Origin of the sequence: Microbulbifer sp. VAAF005 (genome assembly GCF_030012985.1) — a bacterium.
GTDB lineage: Bacteria > Pseudomonadota > Gammaproteobacteria > Pseudomonadales > Cellvibrionaceae > Microbulbifer.
The window spans coordinates 3018229-3036204 of sequence record NZ_CP120233.1 but is presented as its reverse complement, the minus strand read 5'-3'; the positions used below and the strand labels follow the sequence as shown (position 1 = coordinate 3036204).

At 51.6% G+C, this 17976-nt stretch carries 16 protein-coding genes; 2 read left to right on the top strand and 14 right to left on the bottom strand.

Annotation, left to right across the window (positions count from 1 at the left end):
• Positions 1–44: 44 nt before the first annotated feature.
• From P0078_RS13450 to P0078_RS13440, 3 genes are all read right to left on the bottom strand, one after another.
• Positions 45–443: a hypothetical protein gene (locus P0078_RS13450; protein WP_282930469.1), complete on the bottom strand. Its 399-nt coding sequence runs from the start codon at positions 441–443 to the stop codon at positions 45–47.
• A gap of 23 nt (positions 444–466) precedes the next feature.
• Entirely contained in the window at positions 467–958 is a 492-nt protein-coding gene (locus tag P0078_RS13445; protein ID WP_282930468.1) for a hypothetical protein, read from the bottom strand.
• A gap of 274 nt (positions 959–1232) precedes the next feature.
• Positions 1233–2114 carry a LysR family transcriptional regulator gene (locus tag P0078_RS13440; protein WP_282930467.1) on the bottom strand — a complete coding sequence of 294 codons (882 nt, stop codon included), beginning with the start codon at positions 2112–2114 and terminating at the stop codon, positions 1233–1235.
• A gap of 124 nt (positions 2115–2238) precedes the next feature.
• Here P0078_RS13440 and P0078_RS13435 point away from each other — a divergent pair, with 124 nt between their 5' ends.
• Positions 2239–3015, top strand: a complete 777-nt coding sequence (locus P0078_RS13435; protein ID WP_282930466.1) for a ferredoxin--NADP reductase — start codon at positions 2239–2241, stop codon at positions 3013–3015.
• Between the two features lie 140 nt (positions 3016–3155).
• Positions 3156–3719: a lipocalin family protein gene (locus tag P0078_RS13430; RefSeq protein WP_282930465.1), complete on the top strand. Its 564-nt coding sequence runs from the start codon at positions 3156–3158 to the stop codon at positions 3717–3719.
• Here P0078_RS13430 and P0078_RS13425 read toward each other — a convergent pair.
• The 11 genes from P0078_RS13425 to P0078_RS13380 form a co-directional block, all read right to left on the bottom strand.
• Entirely contained in the window at positions 3708–5399 is a 1692-nt protein-coding gene (locus tag P0078_RS13425; protein ID WP_282930464.1) for a hypothetical protein, read from the bottom strand. The genes P0078_RS13430 and P0078_RS13425 overlap by 12 nt on opposite strands.
• A complete protein-coding gene (locus P0078_RS13420; RefSeq protein WP_282930463.1) occupies positions 5392–7623 on the bottom strand; it encodes a hypothetical protein in 2232 nt (743 codons plus the stop codon). The genes P0078_RS13425 and P0078_RS13420 overlap by 8 nt, the downstream gene beginning before the upstream one ends.
• Positions 7616–8836, bottom strand: coding sequence for a BatA domain-containing protein (locus P0078_RS13415; RefSeq protein ID WP_282930462.1), 1221 nt, complete (start codon positions 8834–8836; stop codon positions 7616–7618). Before P0078_RS13415 ends, P0078_RS13420 begins: the two co-directional genes overlap by 8 nt.
• Position 8837: 1 nt before the next feature.
• Positions 8838–9740 carry a DUF58 domain-containing protein gene (locus tag P0078_RS13410; RefSeq protein ID WP_282930461.1) on the bottom strand — a complete coding sequence of 301 codons (903 nt, stop codon included), beginning with the start codon at positions 9738–9740 and terminating at the stop codon, positions 8838–8840.
• A gap of 5 nt (positions 9741–9745) precedes the next feature.
• Complete coding sequence (locus tag P0078_RS13405) at positions 9746–10744, bottom strand: AAA family ATPase (RefSeq protein WP_282930460.1); 999 nt, start codon at positions 10742–10744, stop codon at positions 9746–9748.
• Between the two features lie 2 nt (positions 10745–10746).
• Complete coding sequence (locus P0078_RS13400) at positions 10747–11472, bottom strand: DUF4159 domain-containing protein (RefSeq protein ID WP_282930459.1); 726 nt, start codon at positions 11470–11472, stop codon at positions 10747–10749.
• Positions 11473–11686: 214 nt separating this feature from the next.
• Positions 11687–13318 carry a TldD/PmbA family protein gene (locus P0078_RS13395; protein WP_282930458.1) on the bottom strand — a complete coding sequence of 544 codons (1632 nt, stop codon included), beginning with the start codon at positions 13316–13318 and terminating at the stop codon, positions 11687–11689.
• 27 nt (positions 13319–13345) lie between these two features.
• A complete protein-coding gene (locus P0078_RS13390) occupies positions 13346–14677 on the bottom strand; it encodes a TldD/PmbA family protein (RefSeq protein WP_282930457.1) in 1332 nt (443 codons plus the stop codon).
• A 35-nt stretch (positions 14678–14712) separates the two neighbouring features.
• The gene (locus P0078_RS13385; protein WP_282930456.1) at positions 14713–16344 is read right to left on the bottom strand and encodes a TldD/PmbA family protein; all 1632 of its coding nucleotides are present in this window, start codon (positions 16342–16344) and stop codon (positions 14713–14715) included.
• 341 nt (positions 16345–16685) lie between these two features.
• Positions 16686–16892 carry a hypothetical protein gene (locus tag P0078_RS24605; RefSeq protein ID WP_353057075.1) on the bottom strand — a complete coding sequence of 69 codons (207 nt, stop codon included), beginning with the start codon at positions 16890–16892 and terminating at the stop codon, positions 16686–16688.
• Positions 16810–17952, bottom strand: coding sequence for a nicotinate phosphoribosyltransferase (locus P0078_RS13380; RefSeq protein ID WP_282930455.1), 1143 nt, complete (start codon positions 17950–17952; stop codon positions 16810–16812). The genes P0078_RS24605 and P0078_RS13380 overlap by 83 nt, the downstream gene beginning before the upstream one ends.
• Positions 17953–17976: the final 24 nt, after the last annotated feature.

Genomic DNA, 17976 nt, shown 5'->3' with positions numbered 1-17976 from the left:
AGATAGCTCCCCAGTAGTCACAGCTACTGGGGATATAAAAACTATCAAATGGACAGTTCTTTTATAATTGCGTCATTCAAATTTCTAACCCAGCGATTGTAGTTTCTGTGAATGGTGTAATATTTTTCACTATAGTCAAGCATATCGCTGTCTTTATAGGTGATACTATAACTATTAAGGTTATATATAATATCTGCTTCAGCATGATGCTTGCGAACGTTAATGGTGGCTAATATTTTCCCAGGAGCAACTTGTTGACAAGTCCAGTTTCTCGCGATACACCCTGCAATAATTGATGTTTTAATTGAATCTTGAGTTTGAGCTGATCCGTCAAGACGATCGGGAATTAGTCTACTTTCAATATTCATAACCGGATTACTTGTACAGCCAGATACTATTAATGCAAAGGCTGCAATAGATATAGATTTAATAATATAATTCATGAAATTTCCTTATTGGGGTGAAGCTAAATTTTATGGTTTCTAGAGATCCACTTGGCTACGTCATTACCAAGGGTGTGAACACAACGTTCGAGAACACTGCAGGAGCTTTTGAATTTATAAAATAAACCTCCACTTGAATTTCTGGTGGTCTTGAGAGTATCTATCAAGTCGCCGTTTTTGTAGAGTTCAGCCTCAATTGAGACTGATTTTTGATGGCTACCTGAAATATATCTTCCGCTATATGCATTGAGAATTGTTAATTTAAGACTGTATCCCTCTGATTGAATATCCAACTCTGGGTCTAGTGAACTGGCAAATCCATGCTTACCAAGAAATTTCTTGGCTGAGCTAGAAAATTGATAACCAAGGTTATTACACTCTTTAACTATATTGGATGCAATTAATTCTTCGTCGTGATATTCGGCTTTTTTATTGATGGAAATCAGGCCATTTCCGTAAGCGGGTAGTGAGAGGCTGAAAACAGCACCAAACAATAAAATTCCTTTAATCTTCATATAATCTCTTTGTAAGTAAGGAGCAGACCACTTAAATAATCATAGATAAAACTATAAGTTGGGGAGGTCGTCTTAGGTTGCGTAATTTACCAAAATAAATAGATGGGTAGTAGATCTTGAATTGATGATGGACATGGATGAGAACTCTTCATATGCAAAATTCAGGGTTAGCCCATATGGCTTATAGGCTGAAATGGTGTAATTCTACTGATTTTAAGCAAGCTAGATAACTCTATGATTTAAATACAAATTTTCTCAAATAATTAATCTTTTTTTATCCTGCTGAGTCACATAATTCCATCCATCGCTTAATTCCGGCGCTTCTGTATTTTTGTCGATGCAGGACAAAATAGAACTCTCGATGAAAGTCTCTATGTGGTACGGGTAGCTCAATAAGCGAGCCGCGCTTTAAAGCATCAGTTAATGAAACACGGGAAAGGCAGCTGATACCTAGCCCCGCTTCTACGGCTCGCTTGATCGCTTCTGTATGTTGCAATTCCAATAGGATATGTAGTTGTGGCAATAGCCCTGCCATGGCTCTCTCAAAAGTCTGTCGCGTTCCAGAGCCCGATTCCCGGGTGATCCAGGTCGCACCGATCAGGTCTTTATCGGCGAGGCGCCTGCGGCCTGCCAAAGGGTGATTTGGTGCACAGAAAACAACCAGCTCATCATGGCGCCAGGGGATGATTTCCAGATCCGGGTGATTGATCTCTCCTTCAATTAATCCCAGGTCCAATTCAAAATTGAGCACCCTCTCGGCAATCGCTGCGGTATTGGCAACTTCCAGTTGTACTTGAGTACCGGGCTGCTCTTCCATATAACGAGCCATCACGCTGGCAGTCAGGTAGTTGCCAATGGTCAGGGTGGCTCCGATCTTCAGGCTTCCCAGTTCCCGGTGAGTGGCCAGTGTCTGCTCAAGTTCCTGGGCTCGCTCCAGGAGTTCTTCCGCCCTTGGCCACAATTGCCGTCCCAGTTCATTGAGACGCAATCGCTTACCGGTGCGCTCGAACAGGCGCAACTCAAACTGCTGCTCAAACTCTTTCAGCGCTGTGGAGGCTGCGGACTGGGACATACTCAGGCTCTCCGCAGCACGACTGACATTCTCGTGATGGGCACAGGCAAGGAACACCTCTAACTGGCGGAGCGTGTAGCGCAAGGGGATATCTCCAGTTGATCGTTAAAATAGATAAGGAATATCGAAATATCCCACTTTGCCAATAGATCTTCTAGGGCTAAAATTCAACTATCAAGAGACTCGTGGAATAACCGGTTTTAAGTTTATGTCCAAATTGAATATAGAGAAGGTGTTGGAAGTCCATCACTGGAACGACACACTGTTTAGCTTCAAGACCACCCGGGATTCGGGTTTTCGCTTTGAGAACGGACATTTCACGATGATCGGTTTGCAGCAGGACAATGGCCGTCCACTGCTGCGCGCCTACTCTATTGCCAGTGCCAACTACGAAGACGAGTTGGAATTCTTCAGTATCAAGGTTCCCGATGGCCCCCTGACCTCCCGCCTGCAGAAGATTGTGCCGGGCGATGAGATCTACGTGAGCCAAAAACCCACTGGTACTCTGGTGGCGGATCACCTGCTGCCGGGCAAGCGCCTTTGGTTGCTGTCCACGGGTACTGGCTTGGCACCTTTCATGAGCATCATCAAAGATCCCACGGTCTACGAGCGTTTTGACCAGGTAATCCTTACTCACGGTGTTCGCTATGTTTCTGAGCTGGCTTACCAGGAGCAGATCGAGAACGAACTGCCGGAACACGAGTACTTTGGCGAGATGGTACGCGAGCAACTGCTCTACTACCCAACCGTGACCCGTGAGCCCTATCGCAATACTGGCCGCCTGACTGATCTCATGTTGTCCGGAAAGCTTTTCACCGATCTGGGTGTGCCCAAGCCGAGTGTTGAGGAAGATCGCTTTATGCTGTGCGGCAGCCCGGCAATGCTGAAGGATCTCACCAATATCCTCGATGACTGGGGATTCAAGGAGACCCGCGCAGGTGTACCTCACGAGTATGTGATTGAGCGCGCTTTCGTCGAAAAATAAGTTGGTCAGTCCAGCGATAAAAAAACCACCCTCGCGGTGGTTTTTTTATGGGTGAAATACAGATTCCCGAAACTATCCTGATCTTGTGAAACCCCTGCCTTCTATTCTGACTTGAGGGGGAGCTTGCTAGGAGTGGCTAGATGAAGCTGTTTTCACTGGGTGTATTACTGCTTTCCTTTTTCTGGCTGGGTGCCTGTACACGGGTGCCGGAGGGGGTTGAGCCTGTCCAAAACTTCCAGCTACAGCGATATTTAGGTCACTGGTATGAGATTGCTCGATTGGATCACTCATTCGAGCGCGGCCTGACCCAGGTAACTGCCGACTACAGTCTCAACCATGATGGTTCTGTCGCGGTGATCAATACCGGCTATTCAAAAGTGCGCGATGCCTGGCAAATGGCGGAGGGGAGGGCCGAGTTTGTCGGCCCGAAAAATGTGGGCCATTTGAAAGTCTCTTTTCTTGGCCCCTTTTACTCATCCTATATCGTGATTGCTCTATCGGATGACTACCAATACGCGATGGTATCTGGCTACGATAAATCCTATCTGTGGATATTGTCCCGCACCCCAACCATGCCCAAGGATGTGTTGGAGCAGTTTTTACAGAAGGCCAAAGCTTTGGGGTATCCCGTCGACCAGATGATATTTCCCAAGCAAGAGGCTAAGCCGGGAAATAAACCTACGGCGAAGCCCTCAGGGTCGTGATCTATTCAAAAGCCTGCGTTCCCGCCACCAGCTTATACACACTAGTAACAGCAATATAAGGGCCGGCCATTGGCGCCCCAACAAAACCCTGTTTGCGTGATTATTTGCTTCTGGCCCCAAACGTGCGGCAGCCATTAGTTGGGTTTCCCTGGCATTCAGGGACTGCTGCCATAGAGGCCAGTCCTCTTTGGCAAAGATATAGAAGTCTAGTACCGACTCCCCTTCCAATTCAGTCCAAAGCTGGTGCCAACCTGAATTTTGGGGCCAGAAGCTGTAGCACTGCCCCTGGGAACTTCTGCTTGCGGCGATTCCTTTGGTAAAGCGGGAGCTATCTTGAAACTCTGATAAGAATGGACTCTGATCAGAAAAAAGTGGGCTGCATAGGGTGATGCGTTCTTGTGTACGCGGTAACTCATTGGAGAGGATTACTGGCTGCTGACTACCCAAATGCTTGAGTTGGTAATCAATAATGGACTTCCATAGGCTGGCGAATTCAGTAGTAAAGCCACTGGTTAGCCAGCGATGGTTGTCACTAAATAGGATAAACCCCAGGTGTTGTGTCTCAGTTGAACGCCCCCAGAAAAGTGGGGATTCTCCATTGCCCAGTAAAAAGTCGTAGGAGCCGAGCTGTGTGACTTTGAAGCCAAGATTACGCAGTGGGGGAATCTCTGGATTGTCCGCTTTTTGGTAGCCAAAGCCGGAGTGTAAACGGGTATCTTCTCCCTTTTGCAGAGGCATGGATTGGGCTGCAGCGTATTGGAGAAACTCTTCAGAACTATCGCCACTGACTAACCATAACAGTGACTTTGTGGTGGCCAGCTCGCTGAGCTGATGTTTTTGTTGAGAGGAGAGTTGCGGCCACAAACTGCTATCGAGAATGACTAAATCGAAGGGACTTTCCTTTGTGAGTAGATCCGCAGACTCGGTAAGTGGAAGCCCATTGAGAGTCTCTTTTCTACTAATTTCAGGTGCCAACTGGGTCATCACTTGTGCTGCTACACCGGATTGACGCAGCCAGCGGGAGAGGGCGGCTGTCTCAAAAGAGGGGCGTGCCAGCCACAGTAACAATTTGGGCTGGAGCGGTTCTCGCACCAGGATGGGTAAAGGATCTGTATGGGTTTCGCCGGTTTCGCTTTCCGTCCGTACTAGGTATAGCTGGGGGCCCGCGAGTTTTGGAGTGGCAGTGAGTTGTGCCTGAATTGTTTCTCCCACTTTCAGCTCAAGACTGTCTTCAATATGGCCGTAGGGATTGAGCAGGCTAATTTTTACGTTTTCAGTCAGTGGCTGGTTGTTGTGAACCTTTAACTTTAAAGAATCACCCAAGGTAATTTGCCGCTGCCAGTCCAATTCCCAGCGGCCATCAGACTCTTGGATCTTCGATAACTCCAGACGCACCGGTGCCAGGTCCCGCAGTTTGTCGCGGCCGAGTGGCTCCCCATTGAGAGAGATATTTTCCACACCATTGAGATTCATTGGTTGTGAGCTCGCCAGCTGTTTGCTGTCGATAGAGATATTGCGCTCGACGGGAATGATTGCCGGCGGCTGCCAAAGTATCCAGGCACTCAACCAAATCGCCAGTTGCAGGCCATAGTCGAACGGCTTGGCACCTCGGCGGTGCAATAGTACGAGTGATGCTAAGCAGGCCAACAGGCACAGGCCGGGTATCAAGAAATCAATCACAATGATTTCCCCCTTGCTGGTGTAGCCAACGTCTGAAATGGCCGTCGGCCTCTGTTTGCAAAGGCAGTGAAGGCGCAGATTCCGGTGCTGGCAGTAGCTGATAGAGCAGCTGATTCAGGGAGTTTGTGCAATCAATGCAATTCGGTTGCTGGTGGCGCTGCTGGTATAAACGCAGCTGTTTGGATAGCTCCAGGCCGAGATCCAGTGATTGCTCTGTGGCTAGCTCATTTATCTGCACCAGCAGATCGGTATCGAGTTCGGCGCCAGAGTCTACTTGGGCCATTAGGGCGAGCACCTGTGCTCTTTGTTTTTGTTCAAAGGCACTGTCGACAGTTTCGGGCGCTACGTCTTCCCGTTCACCGCTAAGTCGGCGGCTTTCATCTATGGGGGGCGCCTCGAACCCGACTCTCTGTAAGTAAATACGCGAAGCCTGCTGTACTTCCTTGATAAAGCGCAGAGCCCGGTGCTGGTGGGGCAGGGAGGCTTGGGGCTCTATAACCGACAGGTCGCGCCAGGAACTCCACATGGCATTCAGAGCGTTGCGCAGTAGCTCCTTGGTTTGGGGGTCGAACAGGGTGGCATGCTCTGAGCTGTCATGCCGGTGTCCGGCAGAAGCAGCTACGCGCTCTGCCTGTTGGAAATGGGAGTCTCGCTGTGCAAAGGGAGTGGCATTTTCTTCGCCATGTGACTGGTGCTCACCTTGTTCTGTATGGTCGTGGCTATGGCCGTGTTCGGACTCCTCTTTATCATCGTGCTTCTCGCTTTCTGCTCCAGAATGCTCCGCTTCCGAATCCTCTTCGCCGAGAAAGCGGCCGTAGCGCATGCGCAGCAAATTCTGTTCATAGGCTAAACCCTCGGAGCGTTTGCGAAACTCCTGTGGATGCAGCTGCTCTCGCTCGGCTAGTAGGGCCTCGGTGTCAATAATCAGCTGGCGTTGGCTGCGGAAGTACTCCGGTAATATCTTAATCGCCATCCCCTCGCTGTCACTCAGCCCGAAAATCTCTTCTTGCGGCCAGCGCAAGATAAAGTGTTGGCTCTTGGCAACGTTGGCGCTGGGCTCGCGGTTATCCCTGGCCTCCAAATACCAGTAAAGTTCATCTCCCGCTTCCATGGAAAACTGGTGAATGGGCAGGAGGAAATCGTAGCGAGCTGCTTTCTTATCTTCCGAGGAGTTTGTTAATAAAGCAGTGGGTTGCAAACTGGTGAGAGCAATACGCTCTTCGCGAAAGCGTAAATTTTCCCCGGTGCCGCTGGCGAGGGTGACCAATAAATCCGCAGAACTCACCTGGTAATCATCACTAATTATTACCTTCACGGGAATACCTTGGGTACTCCCTTGAATGGTATCGACGCGCAAGCTGGGTGCCTCAAAGGTAAACTCCGGGGCACTGTCTTTTTGCACCCGAATATTATGGATTTCCGGCAATAGCATTTGGCTCTCCGCGAGTTGCACTGAGAGCTGGTAAAAGTCTGCCTTAGCGATCGTGCGTTGTAATTGCCATTTTTTACTGGGTAGATCACCTAGTGGAGAAAAGGCGAAGCGCTCAGTTTCGGCCAGCATTTCCAGCCCTTGCACCGGTTGATTCAATTCAAGTTGCCACTCGACCGCAGACTGCTCCGGCACATCGACTTGTAGGGATTGGCTGTCGGCTGCGAGCCCAGTGTAGGCGGGCGGCTGGATATGGGTTGCCGCGCGGGTTATGGCGAGCTTTTCGGCAACGGGAATAGCCGTATTTTGTTGCGTGGTCTCAGTTTTATCCCCGGTGAAGTGAGAATCGCTCAGTACAAATAACAATAGTCCCAGGCAGGCACCAAAAGCATTTGTCAGGGTACTGCGGAGTTTTTTTGGACCGAAAAACGACCGGTCGCCACTTTCCAGCAGTTGTTGCAGCTCTGTTTCGATACGCGTGCGCTGTAATTGCTGCAATGGACTTAGGTTGGTTTTCTGTTGGCTAAGCAACTGGCTGCTGTCTTGCAGCTGTGGATATTGTCCATCCAATTGTCGACATAGGCTTTCAGGGCTTGGGCGCCAGCTGCGATCCAATAGAATTGCTACAACAATAATTCCGAGCCAGGCGAGCAATAGCCACTGTGGCCAGCCGAATACAAAAATGCCCAAGCCCGCCAGAAGGCTGAGGCCAGTGGCAAGCCAGAGATAGGGCCACAGGGCTGTCAGTTGCCAGCGCCTGCGCACAGCGTTAAGGGTGGACTGGTGCTTATGCATGGTCGGCCTCCCTATTACTATCGATTGCCATGATGGCTGGGGGACGAGATAGGGCAATTAGGCGTTCAAAAGCCAGAAGTAACAGTAGGGCGGCTATTAACCAGGGTTGCAGTTGTTCAATACGGCGGTTTTCTACCTCGCTGTCTTCTACAGGAAGGCCTGCCCCAGCTATGTCTGCCACTACTTTATTGGCAGACCAGTGGCCACGATTTTGGTGTTGCAGAGCCCAGTCTTGCCCAGACCAGTGCTGCCATAAACGTTCAGGTAAATCTGCGCGGCGATAAAAGGCCTCGCTGTACCAGTCACTTTCGTAGCGCAGCCAACTTCCCCGTCCCACTGAGGCCGCTTGAGCTGACTGGCTGTTATCCACAGCAACGAAGTTGAGATTATCGGCAGGGGGGATGCTGTTGTCGGTGATTAACAGGCTGCCATCTGAAACAAATTCCAGCACGGCTTGTGGCAGGGGAGCGGGGCCCGTGTAGATCAACCAATCTGCCTGCTCGGCATTGGGTGTCTCTTCTTGTTCCTGAATATGCACCGATAGTCCCGGCATATTGCTTTGCCAGTCTTCCAGCACTGGCGCCCACCAGCTGGGTGGTTTGCCCATTAAAGCGATACTCGGTAATACCGGGCTCGGAGCTATGGATGTTTTGTCGAGGCCGTGCCACTGCCAATGGGGACTGACTCTTAGTGCCTGGTGGGATGCTGGAACCCCGTTGTTTATCAACAGGATATGAGCCCTGCGCAAATCCGCCCGGCGTGATAGTACTGATAGAGTTTTCCACAGGTCCACATTTTGTGGTGGGGGTGAGGTTACGGAAGGTGTTTCTGGGGATAACCACAGTACTTTATAACCTTCCCCGACAAGCTGTGGCAGTGAATTGTGGATAAATGTATTCGCTTCGCCCGCCCCAATTCTGGGGTCTACCAGTATCACGCCCTCTTGGGGATAAATTTCCCGTTTAATCAGCGGCTGTGCCAATAAACCTGCCAGCAGTACGACGATTAGCAGGCGCAATAGCAGCAACCACTTGTTATCCACAATAGGGCGGCGCGCGCGACTCTGTGAATATCTTTGTACCCATTGCAGCGCAGCAAAGGAGATCTGCTGTGGATTACTTCGGCGCAGCAAATGAATGGCGATAGGGATAATCAGGGCTGTGAATAGCCATAGCCACTGTGGGGATTGAAATAAGTTATTTATCCACAACATCTCAGCACAACCTGCCGTGCAGCTGAATAAATTGCCGCAGTGACTTTTCCACAGGCTTCTCGATAAGGTCGGTCTGCAGTGAACACTCCTGTGCGGCAAAGCGTGCTTTTAACTCGCTCTGTGCTTGAGCAAAAGTATCCAGGTAAGACTGGCGTTGCCGCTCGGCGTCTACTTCTAAAGTTGCGGGCGTACCGGCGCTTACTTCTGGATTGAGCAGCTTTAGCTCTCCGACAAAAGGAAAAGTCTGCTCGGCTTCAACTAACAACTGCAGTGGCAGGCAGGGGCGGCCGGCGGCATGCAGGCGTGCGGCAAAATCGCCGATCTCATTGCCCTGTTGAAAAAAATCACTCAGTAACACCACCTGACAGGGGCGTTCAAAGTATTGCCACAGCGGCGCCAGTTGAGCGCGATCTGGCCAGTGGCCGCTGGCGTCGAGTTGTTGTAGCTGAAGAGCGATTTGACGCTGGTGGCTCTCGCCCTGGCCTTCGGGCACATAAACCGTTCTGCTACTGTTAAACGCCAATAGGGAAAAGCTGTCTCCCTGGGCGTTGAGCAGCCAGCACAGGCTGGCGATCCAGCACTTGGCGTAATGCAGTTTATTCAGGCTGGGCTCGATAAAACTTGCCTGGCCCAGGGAGGCGCTGCTATCGAGTACAAAGCACACGTGCATACGGCTCTCCTGCTCGGTCTCGCGCACATAGTAGCGATCGCTGCGGGCGAACAGTTTCCAGTCGATATGGCGGATGGAATCACCCGCTTGATAACCTCGGTATTGGTGAAATTCCAGGCCGGTGCCACGGCGCTGGCTGTGTTGCACACCGAGCATTACGCCCTCGGCGATATGCCGCGACAGCCATACCAGATCGCGACAACTGGCCAGGGTTTTGGGGGACAGGTATTCCACGCTGATCAGTCCCGGCCCGGTTCCGGCACCGCCGTCAGTAATTCATCAATCAGCTGTGGCATCTGCACGCCATCGGCCTGGGCCTGGAAGCTGAGCAGCACCCGGTGGCGCAGCACTGGCAGTAACAGGCTGCGGATATCCTCGCGGGTGATGGCGAGGCGTCGTTGCAAAAGGGCGCGGGCCTTGGCGGCGAGAATCAGAGCCTGCCCCGCGCGGGGGCCGGCGCCCCACTTGATCCACTGTTGCAGGGTATCGCTGCCGCTGGTTTCCATACGGGTAGCGCGCACTAGTGCCGCCACGTAGCAGTACAAATCGTCGCTAACATGAATTTCCCGCACCAGTTGCTGCATTTCGCGCAATTGCTCTGCATCCAGGCTGGGGCTGGGTTTGACCCTGCTGGCACCGGTGGTGGAGCGCAGGATTTCAACTTCATCCCGCTCATCGGGATAGTCGATATGAATATTTAACAGGAAGCGGTCCAGCTGAGCTTCCGGCAGGGGATAGGTGCCGGCCTGCTCGATGGGGTTTTGTGTGGCCAGTACGAAATAAGGATCGGGCAATTTCAGTGTTTTACCGCCCACGGTTACCGAGCCTTCCTGCATGGATTCCAATAGGGCTGCCTGGGTTTTCGGCGGTGTGCGGTTAATTTCATCGGCGAGCAGGATATTGGTGAAAACCGGGCCCTGCTGGAATTTAAAAAAGCGCTTGCCGGTGCTGTGATCCTCTTCGAGGATCTCACTGCCGAGAATATCTCCGGGCATTAAATCCGGGGTGAACTGTACCCGCTTAAAATCCAGCGCACTGGCATCGGCGAGGGTTTTTACCAGCAGGGTTTTACCCAGTCCCGGCACCCCTTCGAGTAGGGCGTGGCCGCCGGCCAACAGGCAGATCAGCATCTGTTCCACCACAGGTTTCTGGCCGACAATCACCCGCGCAATTTCCTGTTGAAGATTGTCGAGGCTGTGCAGTTGTTCTTCGATACTATTTTCCAGGGTGGTCAGCATAATCAGCTCGTCAGTGCGTAAATAACAATGTTCACCGCAAATTTTGTGTTATCGATGGCGAGCCAGCGTTTGTTGCGGTAGTCGTAGTCCCATTCGCAGCCGAAATCTTTGTTGCTGTAAAGCACGGCGATACGGCCGTTTACAACAATGGCTTTCAGGTAGTCGTGTACCAGATCATCACCCCAGCCATTTAATTCAAAGCTGGTTACCGGCAATTCATCGAATTGAAAGAAACAGCGGTAGAGGTCGTGATTGTCCGGGAGTTTTTGCAGGCAGTCTTCGCCAAACAGCTCGGCCATTTGCGCTTCGAAGGATTTGGCAAAGAGACCGTCGATATCGTGGTTGCAGTCGTCAACAAATACAAAGCCACCGCGATTGACGTAATCGCGAAAATTCTTTGCCTCTTCCGTAGTGAATTGCACCAGCTTGTGTCCGGCCAGGTAGCAGAAAGGCGCCAGCAGCATTTTCTTATCGGCCAGCGGCACTATGTGCTCTTTGGGGTCAACCCTGAGATTGGTGTACTCCACCAGAGAATTGAGCAGGTTGGAGGGCATGCGCTGATCCACATCCCAGTCACCGGATTCGTACATCAAGCGGGTGAAATAAAAATCGTAGTGCTCCTGTGCACTACCCGGTGCGGTATTTTGTGCGCGTGTGCCCAGCGGCAGCGCTGCGGCGCAGCTACCCAGGATCAGGCGCTGGAGAAAAGCCTTGCGGGTGAGGGACACGGGATAACTCTGTTACTGCGTTGGTTTTTATTGTTGAGAGCAAAGGAAAGAAAGTGCTCCGTTCGAGACACGCTGTAAATACATCCCTGTACGCTCGTAATCGGCATCCATGCCTCATACGGTCTCGAACGGAGCACCTTATTTCCTTCTACCCATTTATTTTCAATACTGGGAGCTGACTGGTTTGCTGGCCAGCTCCCGTGTGGATCAGTGGTTAGCCCAGCTTGCGCTTGGTATTGATCACATTGATACCGTCGAAGCGTGCTGTGGAACTACCGTGGGACACGGCACTGGTTTGCATCGGCTGTCCCTTACCGTCAAAGAAGGAACCACCCAGACGATAATCATCTTTGCCGCAGACCTGCGAACAGGCATTCCAGAATTCCTGGGTGTTGGACTGGTAGGCGACATCCTCCACCATGCCGGTAATCTTGCCGTCTTCAATCTCGTAGAACAGTTGTCCACCAAACTGGAAGTTGTAGCGCTGCTGATCGATGGAGAAGGAACCGGCACCCACAATATAAATGCCTTTCTCCACATCCTTGATCATATCGTCGACGCTCAGCTCCTCCTTGCCAGGCAACAGCGAAACGTTGGACATGCGCTGGAATTGCACGCTGGACCAGCTGTCGGCGTAGCAGCAGCCGTGGGATTCCTTTTGCCCCAGCATATGTACCTGGTCGCGGGTGGCCTGATAGTTCACCAGCACACCGTCTTTTACCAGATCCCAGTTGCGGGTCTTCACGCCTTCATCGTCGTAGCCGACGGCGCCGAGAGAGCCGGGCTGTACCTTATCGGCAAACAGGTTGACCTTGTCGCTGCCGTATTGGAATTTGCCGCTGCGCCATTTATCGATAGTGGCGAAAGAGGTACCGGCAAAATTGGCCTCGTAGCCGAGCACGCGGTCCAGCTCCAGTGGGTGGCCGACGGATTCGTGGATGGTGAGCCAGAGGTGGCTTGGGTCCAGCACCAGGTCGTACTTGCCCGGTTTGACCGATTTAGCCGTAAGCTTTTCCTTGGCTTGTTGCGCCGCCAGGCGTGCGTCTTCGGCCATATCGTAGGAGTCGCGGTAGAGCACTGTCTGTGCTTGGATCTTGTCTTCGGCGCGGCCATCCAGGTATTCAAAGCCGCGTCCTACCGGCTGGCTGAGGCCCTGGCGGGTACGGAAACCGCCAGTTTTCTTGTCCACTGCGGTGACCGAGAAGGGCGCCCACAAACGGTGAACGTCCTGGTCGATATAGGAGCCGTCGGTAGAGGCAAAATACTTTTGTTCATTCACCAGGTACAACATGGAGTTGATATAGCTGGCGCCGGCATCCATAGCGGACTTGTTCACGTCCATTAACAGGTCCACCTTGTCGGCCAGGGGGATCTGCATAGCGTTTTTCTGGATGGGTGTCTGCCAGCTCACCTCGCCGTGGCCTTTTACCGGAGCCAACTGTACGGGCTCCTGCTGGTACTTGGAGTTGGCCTTGGCGGTAGCTACTGCCTGGCGGGTGGCGCGAGCGACGCCATCGGCTGTCAGGTCATTGGTGGCAGCAAAGCCCCAGGTGCCGTTGGCAATAACCCGAATCCCCATGCCGATAGATTCGGTGTTCACCACGTCCTGCACTTTCATCTCGCGGGTGATCACATATTGGTTCAGGTAGCGACCAATACGCACATCGGCATAAGTGGCGCCGAGTTTAGTGGCGGTATTCAGGGCGACATCGGCAAATTCTTTTTTTACCGAGAGATCAACACCGCTTTGCGTCAGTTTGCTCTCGGCGACCAGATTGCCGGACAGCGGCAACATGGAAACACCCAGGCCGGCACCGCTGAGCTGGAGAAATTTTCTTCTTTCCATTTCGTTATCCTCGATGGGTGCTGGCTGTTATACGGCGTCGGAAAGGCTGCTGAAGGTGAAGTCGCGCACTTTCAACGCGGGAATCATGGCGGACATGCCCCACATACCCACTCGCTGGGGTACACCCATATCTTCGATATTGTTGAGCATGATTACCGGGCTCTCGTTGAAGCGGAAGTTCTTCACCGGGTATTTGATCTTGCCGTTTTCGATATAGAAGGTGCCGTCGCGGGTGAGGCCGGTCAGGAGCATGGACTGCGGATCGACCATACGGATATACCAGGTGCGACTTACTAAAATGCCTCGGCGGGTATTTTTGATCAGTTCTTCGGTGGATTTATCACCGCCGACCATAATTAGGTTGTTGGGCTCAGGGACCACTTCGCCTTTGCTTTGCTCGGCCCAGTAGCGACTGCGCGCCAGGTTTTTCACTACCCCATCTTTCACCCATTCGGTGCGTCCCAGCTGCATAAAATCACCGTCGGTCCAGGGTTGAGCCGGCACATCGAGGCTGGTGGGGTCGGAGTAGAAATTTACTCGCTTGTCGAACATCTTCTCGCCGGTACGGTTGCCGCCGCCCTTTTTGCTCATAAAGCTGCGGCCCTCGTCGGCACTGCGCGCATCGAAGCCGCTCATCATGTAACCCACCAGGCCGGACACCGCATTGGGCTCCAGGATCACGGTGTACTTGCCCGGTTCCAGGGCACGGGCTTCCTGGGACAGGACCGCTTTGTCGATGGCGACAGAGGAGGTGCTGCCGGTATTCATTGCACCGAAATCGGTAACGTCACTTTCGGCCCAACCAGAACCCAGGCCATTCTCGGTGCGCATAGTTACAGTGAAATTGGCAGAGGTAGAAGCGTGGTAGCCGAACAAGCCTTTACTGGTGGCGACTGCAGCAAAAGAACGCTGGTCTTCCAGGTAACCTGCGGCAACCACTTTCTTTTCCTTGGCTGCAATAATGGAATCTGCCGCAGCCTTGGCGCGCTGGTCTGGAGTGATATCTGCAGTGGACTTGGCGAAGCCGTCTACGCTGACATATTTCTGCGGTCCCAGCATCGGCATGGCTTCCGGGTTTTCCGGAGATAGCTTGGCCAACTCTTCGGCGCGATGCATCACTTTTTCCAGGGAGGCATCACTGAATTCATTGATAGTGGCCACACCGGATTTCTTGCCGAAACGGGCCTCTACGGCCAGCTCGATATCATTGACGATACCACTGGTGGAAACGCTGTTGCGCGCGTAGCGAATATTGCCGGTTTCGCTGCCGGCCAGCTGCGCGCTGGCTTCATCGGCGCGGCTGTATTTTAAAACCTTGTCGAGAATACGCTTCGCTTCACTTCTACTCAGAATGGCCATTGCCTTTTCTCCAATTACTTATTCTTGTGCGCCGCTCAGGAAATCTTGCGCTTGGTATTGATTACATTAATTTGGTCAAAACGGGTGGTGGAACAGCCGTGGGAGACTGCGCTCACCTGGCTCGGCTGGCCCTTGCCATCGAAGAAGGTTCCGCCCAAGCGGTAATCACTGCTGTCGCAAATCGCCGAGCAGGAATTCCAGAATTCCTGGGTGTTGGACTGGTACGCGACGTCTTCAACCTGGCCGACGATCTCGCCGTTTTTGATCTCATAGAACAGCTGCCCGCCGAATTGGAAGTTGTAGCGCTGCTGGTCGATGGAATAAGAACCGCGTCCGACAATGTAGATGCCTTTTTCCACATCGCGAATCATGGATTTTGCCGAGTATTCTTTTTCGCTTGGCGCCAAAGAGACATTAGGCATGCGCTGGAATTGCACGCTGGACCAGCTATCGCCATAGCTGCAGCCGTGGGATTCCTTTTGGTCGATCATATGCACCTGATCGCGGGTAGCCTGGTAGTTCACCAGGATGCCGTCTTTCACCAAGTCCCAACGCTTGGTTTTAACCCCTTCGTCGTCATAGGCGACGGCACCGAGGGAGCCCGGTTGCACCTTGTCGGCAAACAGGGTGACCTTATCGCTGCCGTACTGGAATTTACCGCTGCGCCACTTATCCAGGGTGGCGAAGGAAGTTCCCGCATAGTTGGCCTCGTAACCCAGCACGCGGTCCAGCTCAAGAGGATGGCCCACAGATTCGTGGATGGTCAGGCACAGATGTGAGGGTTCCAGTACCAAATCGTACTTGCCCGGATCGATGGACTTGGCTGACAGCTTGGCTTGGGCTTGCTCGGCTGCAAGCACTGCATCCTCGGCCATATCATAGGAAGCTTTGTAGAGCGTGGTCTGACCGCGAATCTTGTCTTTGTCGTGACCGGCCAGGTATTCATAGCCTCTTCCCACTGGATCACTGAGACCGTTGCGAGTCTTGAAAGCACCGCTCTGCTTATCAACAGCGGTCACCTGCATAGGTGCCCAGAGGCGATGGACATCCTGGTCAATATAGGAGCCGTCGCTAGAAGCAAAGTACTTCTGCTCATTGACCAGATACAGGGAAGAACGGATATAGTTGGCCCCAGCTTTGAGTGCCCCATTGTTAACATCCATCAGGAAATCGACTTTTTCACTGATGGGGACCTGGAGGGCATTTTGTTCGATAGGTGTCTCCCAGGAAACCTCGCCCACCCCTTTTACCGGTGCCAAACGCACGGGCTCAGTTTGGTACTTCGCATTGGCCTTAGCTACGGCAACTGCTTGGCGCGCGGCAAGGGCAACGCCATCCGCTGTAAGGTCGTTGGTGGCGGCGAAGCCCCAGGTGCCATTGGCGATCACACGAATACCAGCACCAAGGGATTCTGTGTTGACGATATTCTCCACGTTGGTTTCGCGGGTCATAACGTACTGGTTTAGATAGCGGCCGATACGTACATCGGTATAACTGGCCCCGGCCTTGCGCGCGGTATTCAGGACTACATCAGCCAGGTGTCTTTTATGGGAGCTGTGCATGCCCTCATTGAGCAGCTGCTCGGCGCTGACCTGAATGCCCTGTAGCGGCAACAAAATACCACTGGAGCCGACGCCGGCGATCTTGAGGAATTTTCTTCTTTCCATTGGCTACCTTTACCCCACGAGAGCATGAGCACTCTCTGCGGGTACTTATTGTTATTACGACTGACGCTGGAGGCCTTATGTGCACGGAGGTCAGACTTTGGATACGCACAACTAACAGGACCAACCTAAAGTTGTAAAGTACTCGCTCGGTAAAGTGAAGTTTCGTAGGGGTAAGACGTTGTGAGGGTGGAAAGGGATTCAAAGAGCAGCATTTCTTCGAACTTTGTCGAAAGTAAAATCTTTAAGCAGGATACCGTTGCGGTAAACGGGCCTCAGCAGGTTAGCCTCTGATTTTAGGTCGCTCTGCACAATAGTTCGAAGTGCACCATCATCGCCGCGAATCAACGCAAGGCGGCCCCCTTGGACCTTTTCTCGGGTCCGGTTCTCGGATTCTTAAAAATATCGTACCAACTGCCATTGATACAGATAGCGCTGGCTTTCATTGCAAACCCCATCATATCGCGGTCAACTTTTTGTAGTAATCCTCCTCCCATACCAAAGGTCAGATTTTCTGTGCTTTGATTGTTTTCTTTCATTGCTTGGAGAATTTTCGGGATTACAAATCGGGTGATACCGTCTCCTTGTATAACCCGAATAAAGGGGGAGTAATCGATACCCTTTTTTATTCTTCTGCGAGCCAAATATCCGCATCAACCTTTCTATTGCTTCTATCACGATTTCTTCTGGGTTGCCGGAGTCAGGCCTTATTACTAATGTGCCGCCACCGTGAGTAACTTTATCCTTTAATTTTTTTCCCCAGATATTTTCTATAGCATTCCATAAATCATAGCTATCGCTGACAACAGCCACAGTTTTTCCTTCCCCAGAAAATTGCTCAAGTATATTACGGTAAGCATCTTCCTCATGCTGCTGTCCCCAAGCGATAATTGTGCTGTGTTCAGCGGCGGGAATGGAAGCTCCAGGTACAGCGGCGTTGTAAAATCTTTTTGCGGCTAATATTCCGGATATCGTATCAGTCCCCTTAAAATTAACTAAATGAGCCATGCCTCCCAGCATGGCTGTTTCGAGACTGCTGGCTCCCCGAGCCCCGAAATCATGTAAACGAAATTCCAGCGTATCCAGATTTTCCGCTGTTTCAAATAAATACTGTGAGATAATTTTCTTTATTTCGCGGCTCTGGGTAGCTACGGTTGATGGATACCAGATGCTCCGTAAAAGTGCAGTTTCAATATAAGTGGTGAGCCAAAAGCAGGAGGGGCAGGTATTTACAACCTGAGCTAAAACATTGGTTACTGGAATGACTTGTCCTTCTTCTATCGCTGCAATTTCAAGGGGCATTAAACCATTGTGGTCATTTAAAATATGATTCCATCCATCACGGTTAAATGGTAGTCCATGGGGGGTTAAAATATTTTCAGCTTCATCAATTTGATGAGAACTGATGGGGGTGCTCAGGTATTGCTTGATAAACGCCTGCAAGCCAAAGAATACCGTCGACGTAAATTCTCCACCACGACACTCTACATAACTACTAATATGTGATGTTCCTGGGGGGTACTGCAGATAATGACTAGTTTTATAGCTATCGACATTGAGAATAGGATTTTCCAAGCACTGAAAGGATGAATTAGAACTGGGCGCGTTCATATTTTCAAAACCATAAGTTGGCGT

What these genes read in the sequence shown, in the direction of transcription:
- P0078_RS13450 (WP_282930469.1), bottom strand. Translation starts at nt 443, where the DNA reads ATGAATTATATTATTAAATCTATATCTATTGCAGCCTTTGCATTAATA.
- P0078_RS13445 (WP_282930468.1), bottom strand. Translation starts at nt 958, where the DNA reads ATGAAGATTAAAGGAATTTTATTGTTTGGTGCTGTTTTCAGCCTCTCA.
- P0078_RS13435 (WP_282930466.1), top strand. Translation starts at nt 2,239, where the DNA reads ATGTCCAAATTGAATATAGAGAAGGTGTTGGAAGTCCATCACTGGAAC.
- P0078_RS13430 (WP_282930465.1), top strand. Translation starts at nt 3,156, where the DNA reads ATGAAGCTGTTTTCACTGGGTGTATTACTGCTTTCCTTTTTCTGGCTG.
- P0078_RS13420 (WP_282930463.1), bottom strand. Translation starts at nt 7,623, where the DNA reads ATGCATAAGCACCAGTCCACCCTTAACGCTGTGCGCAGGCGCTGGCAA.
- P0078_RS13415 (WP_282930462.1), bottom strand. Translation starts at nt 8,836, where the DNA reads ATGTTGTGGATAAATAACTTATTTCAATCCCCACAGTGGCTATGGCTA.
- P0078_RS13405 (WP_282930460.1), bottom strand. Translation starts at nt 10,744, where the DNA reads ATGCTGACCACCCTGGAAAATAGTATCGAAGAACAACTGCACAGCCTC.
- P0078_RS13395 (WP_282930458.1), bottom strand. Translation starts at nt 13,318, where the DNA reads ATGGAAAGAAGAAAATTTCTCCAGCTCAGCGGTGCCGGCCTGGGTGTT.
- P0078_RS13390 (WP_282930457.1), bottom strand. Translation starts at nt 14,677, where the DNA reads ATGGCCATTCTGAGTAGAAGTGAAGCGAAGCGTATTCTCGACAAGGTT.
- P0078_RS13385 (WP_282930456.1), bottom strand. Translation starts at nt 16,344, where the DNA reads ATGGAAAGAAGAAAATTCCTCAAGATCGCCGGCGTCGGCTCCAGTGGT.
- P0078_RS13380 (WP_282930455.1), bottom strand. Translation starts at nt 17,952, where the DNA reads ATGAACGCGCCCAGTTCTAATTCATCCTTTCAGTGCTTGGAAAATCCT.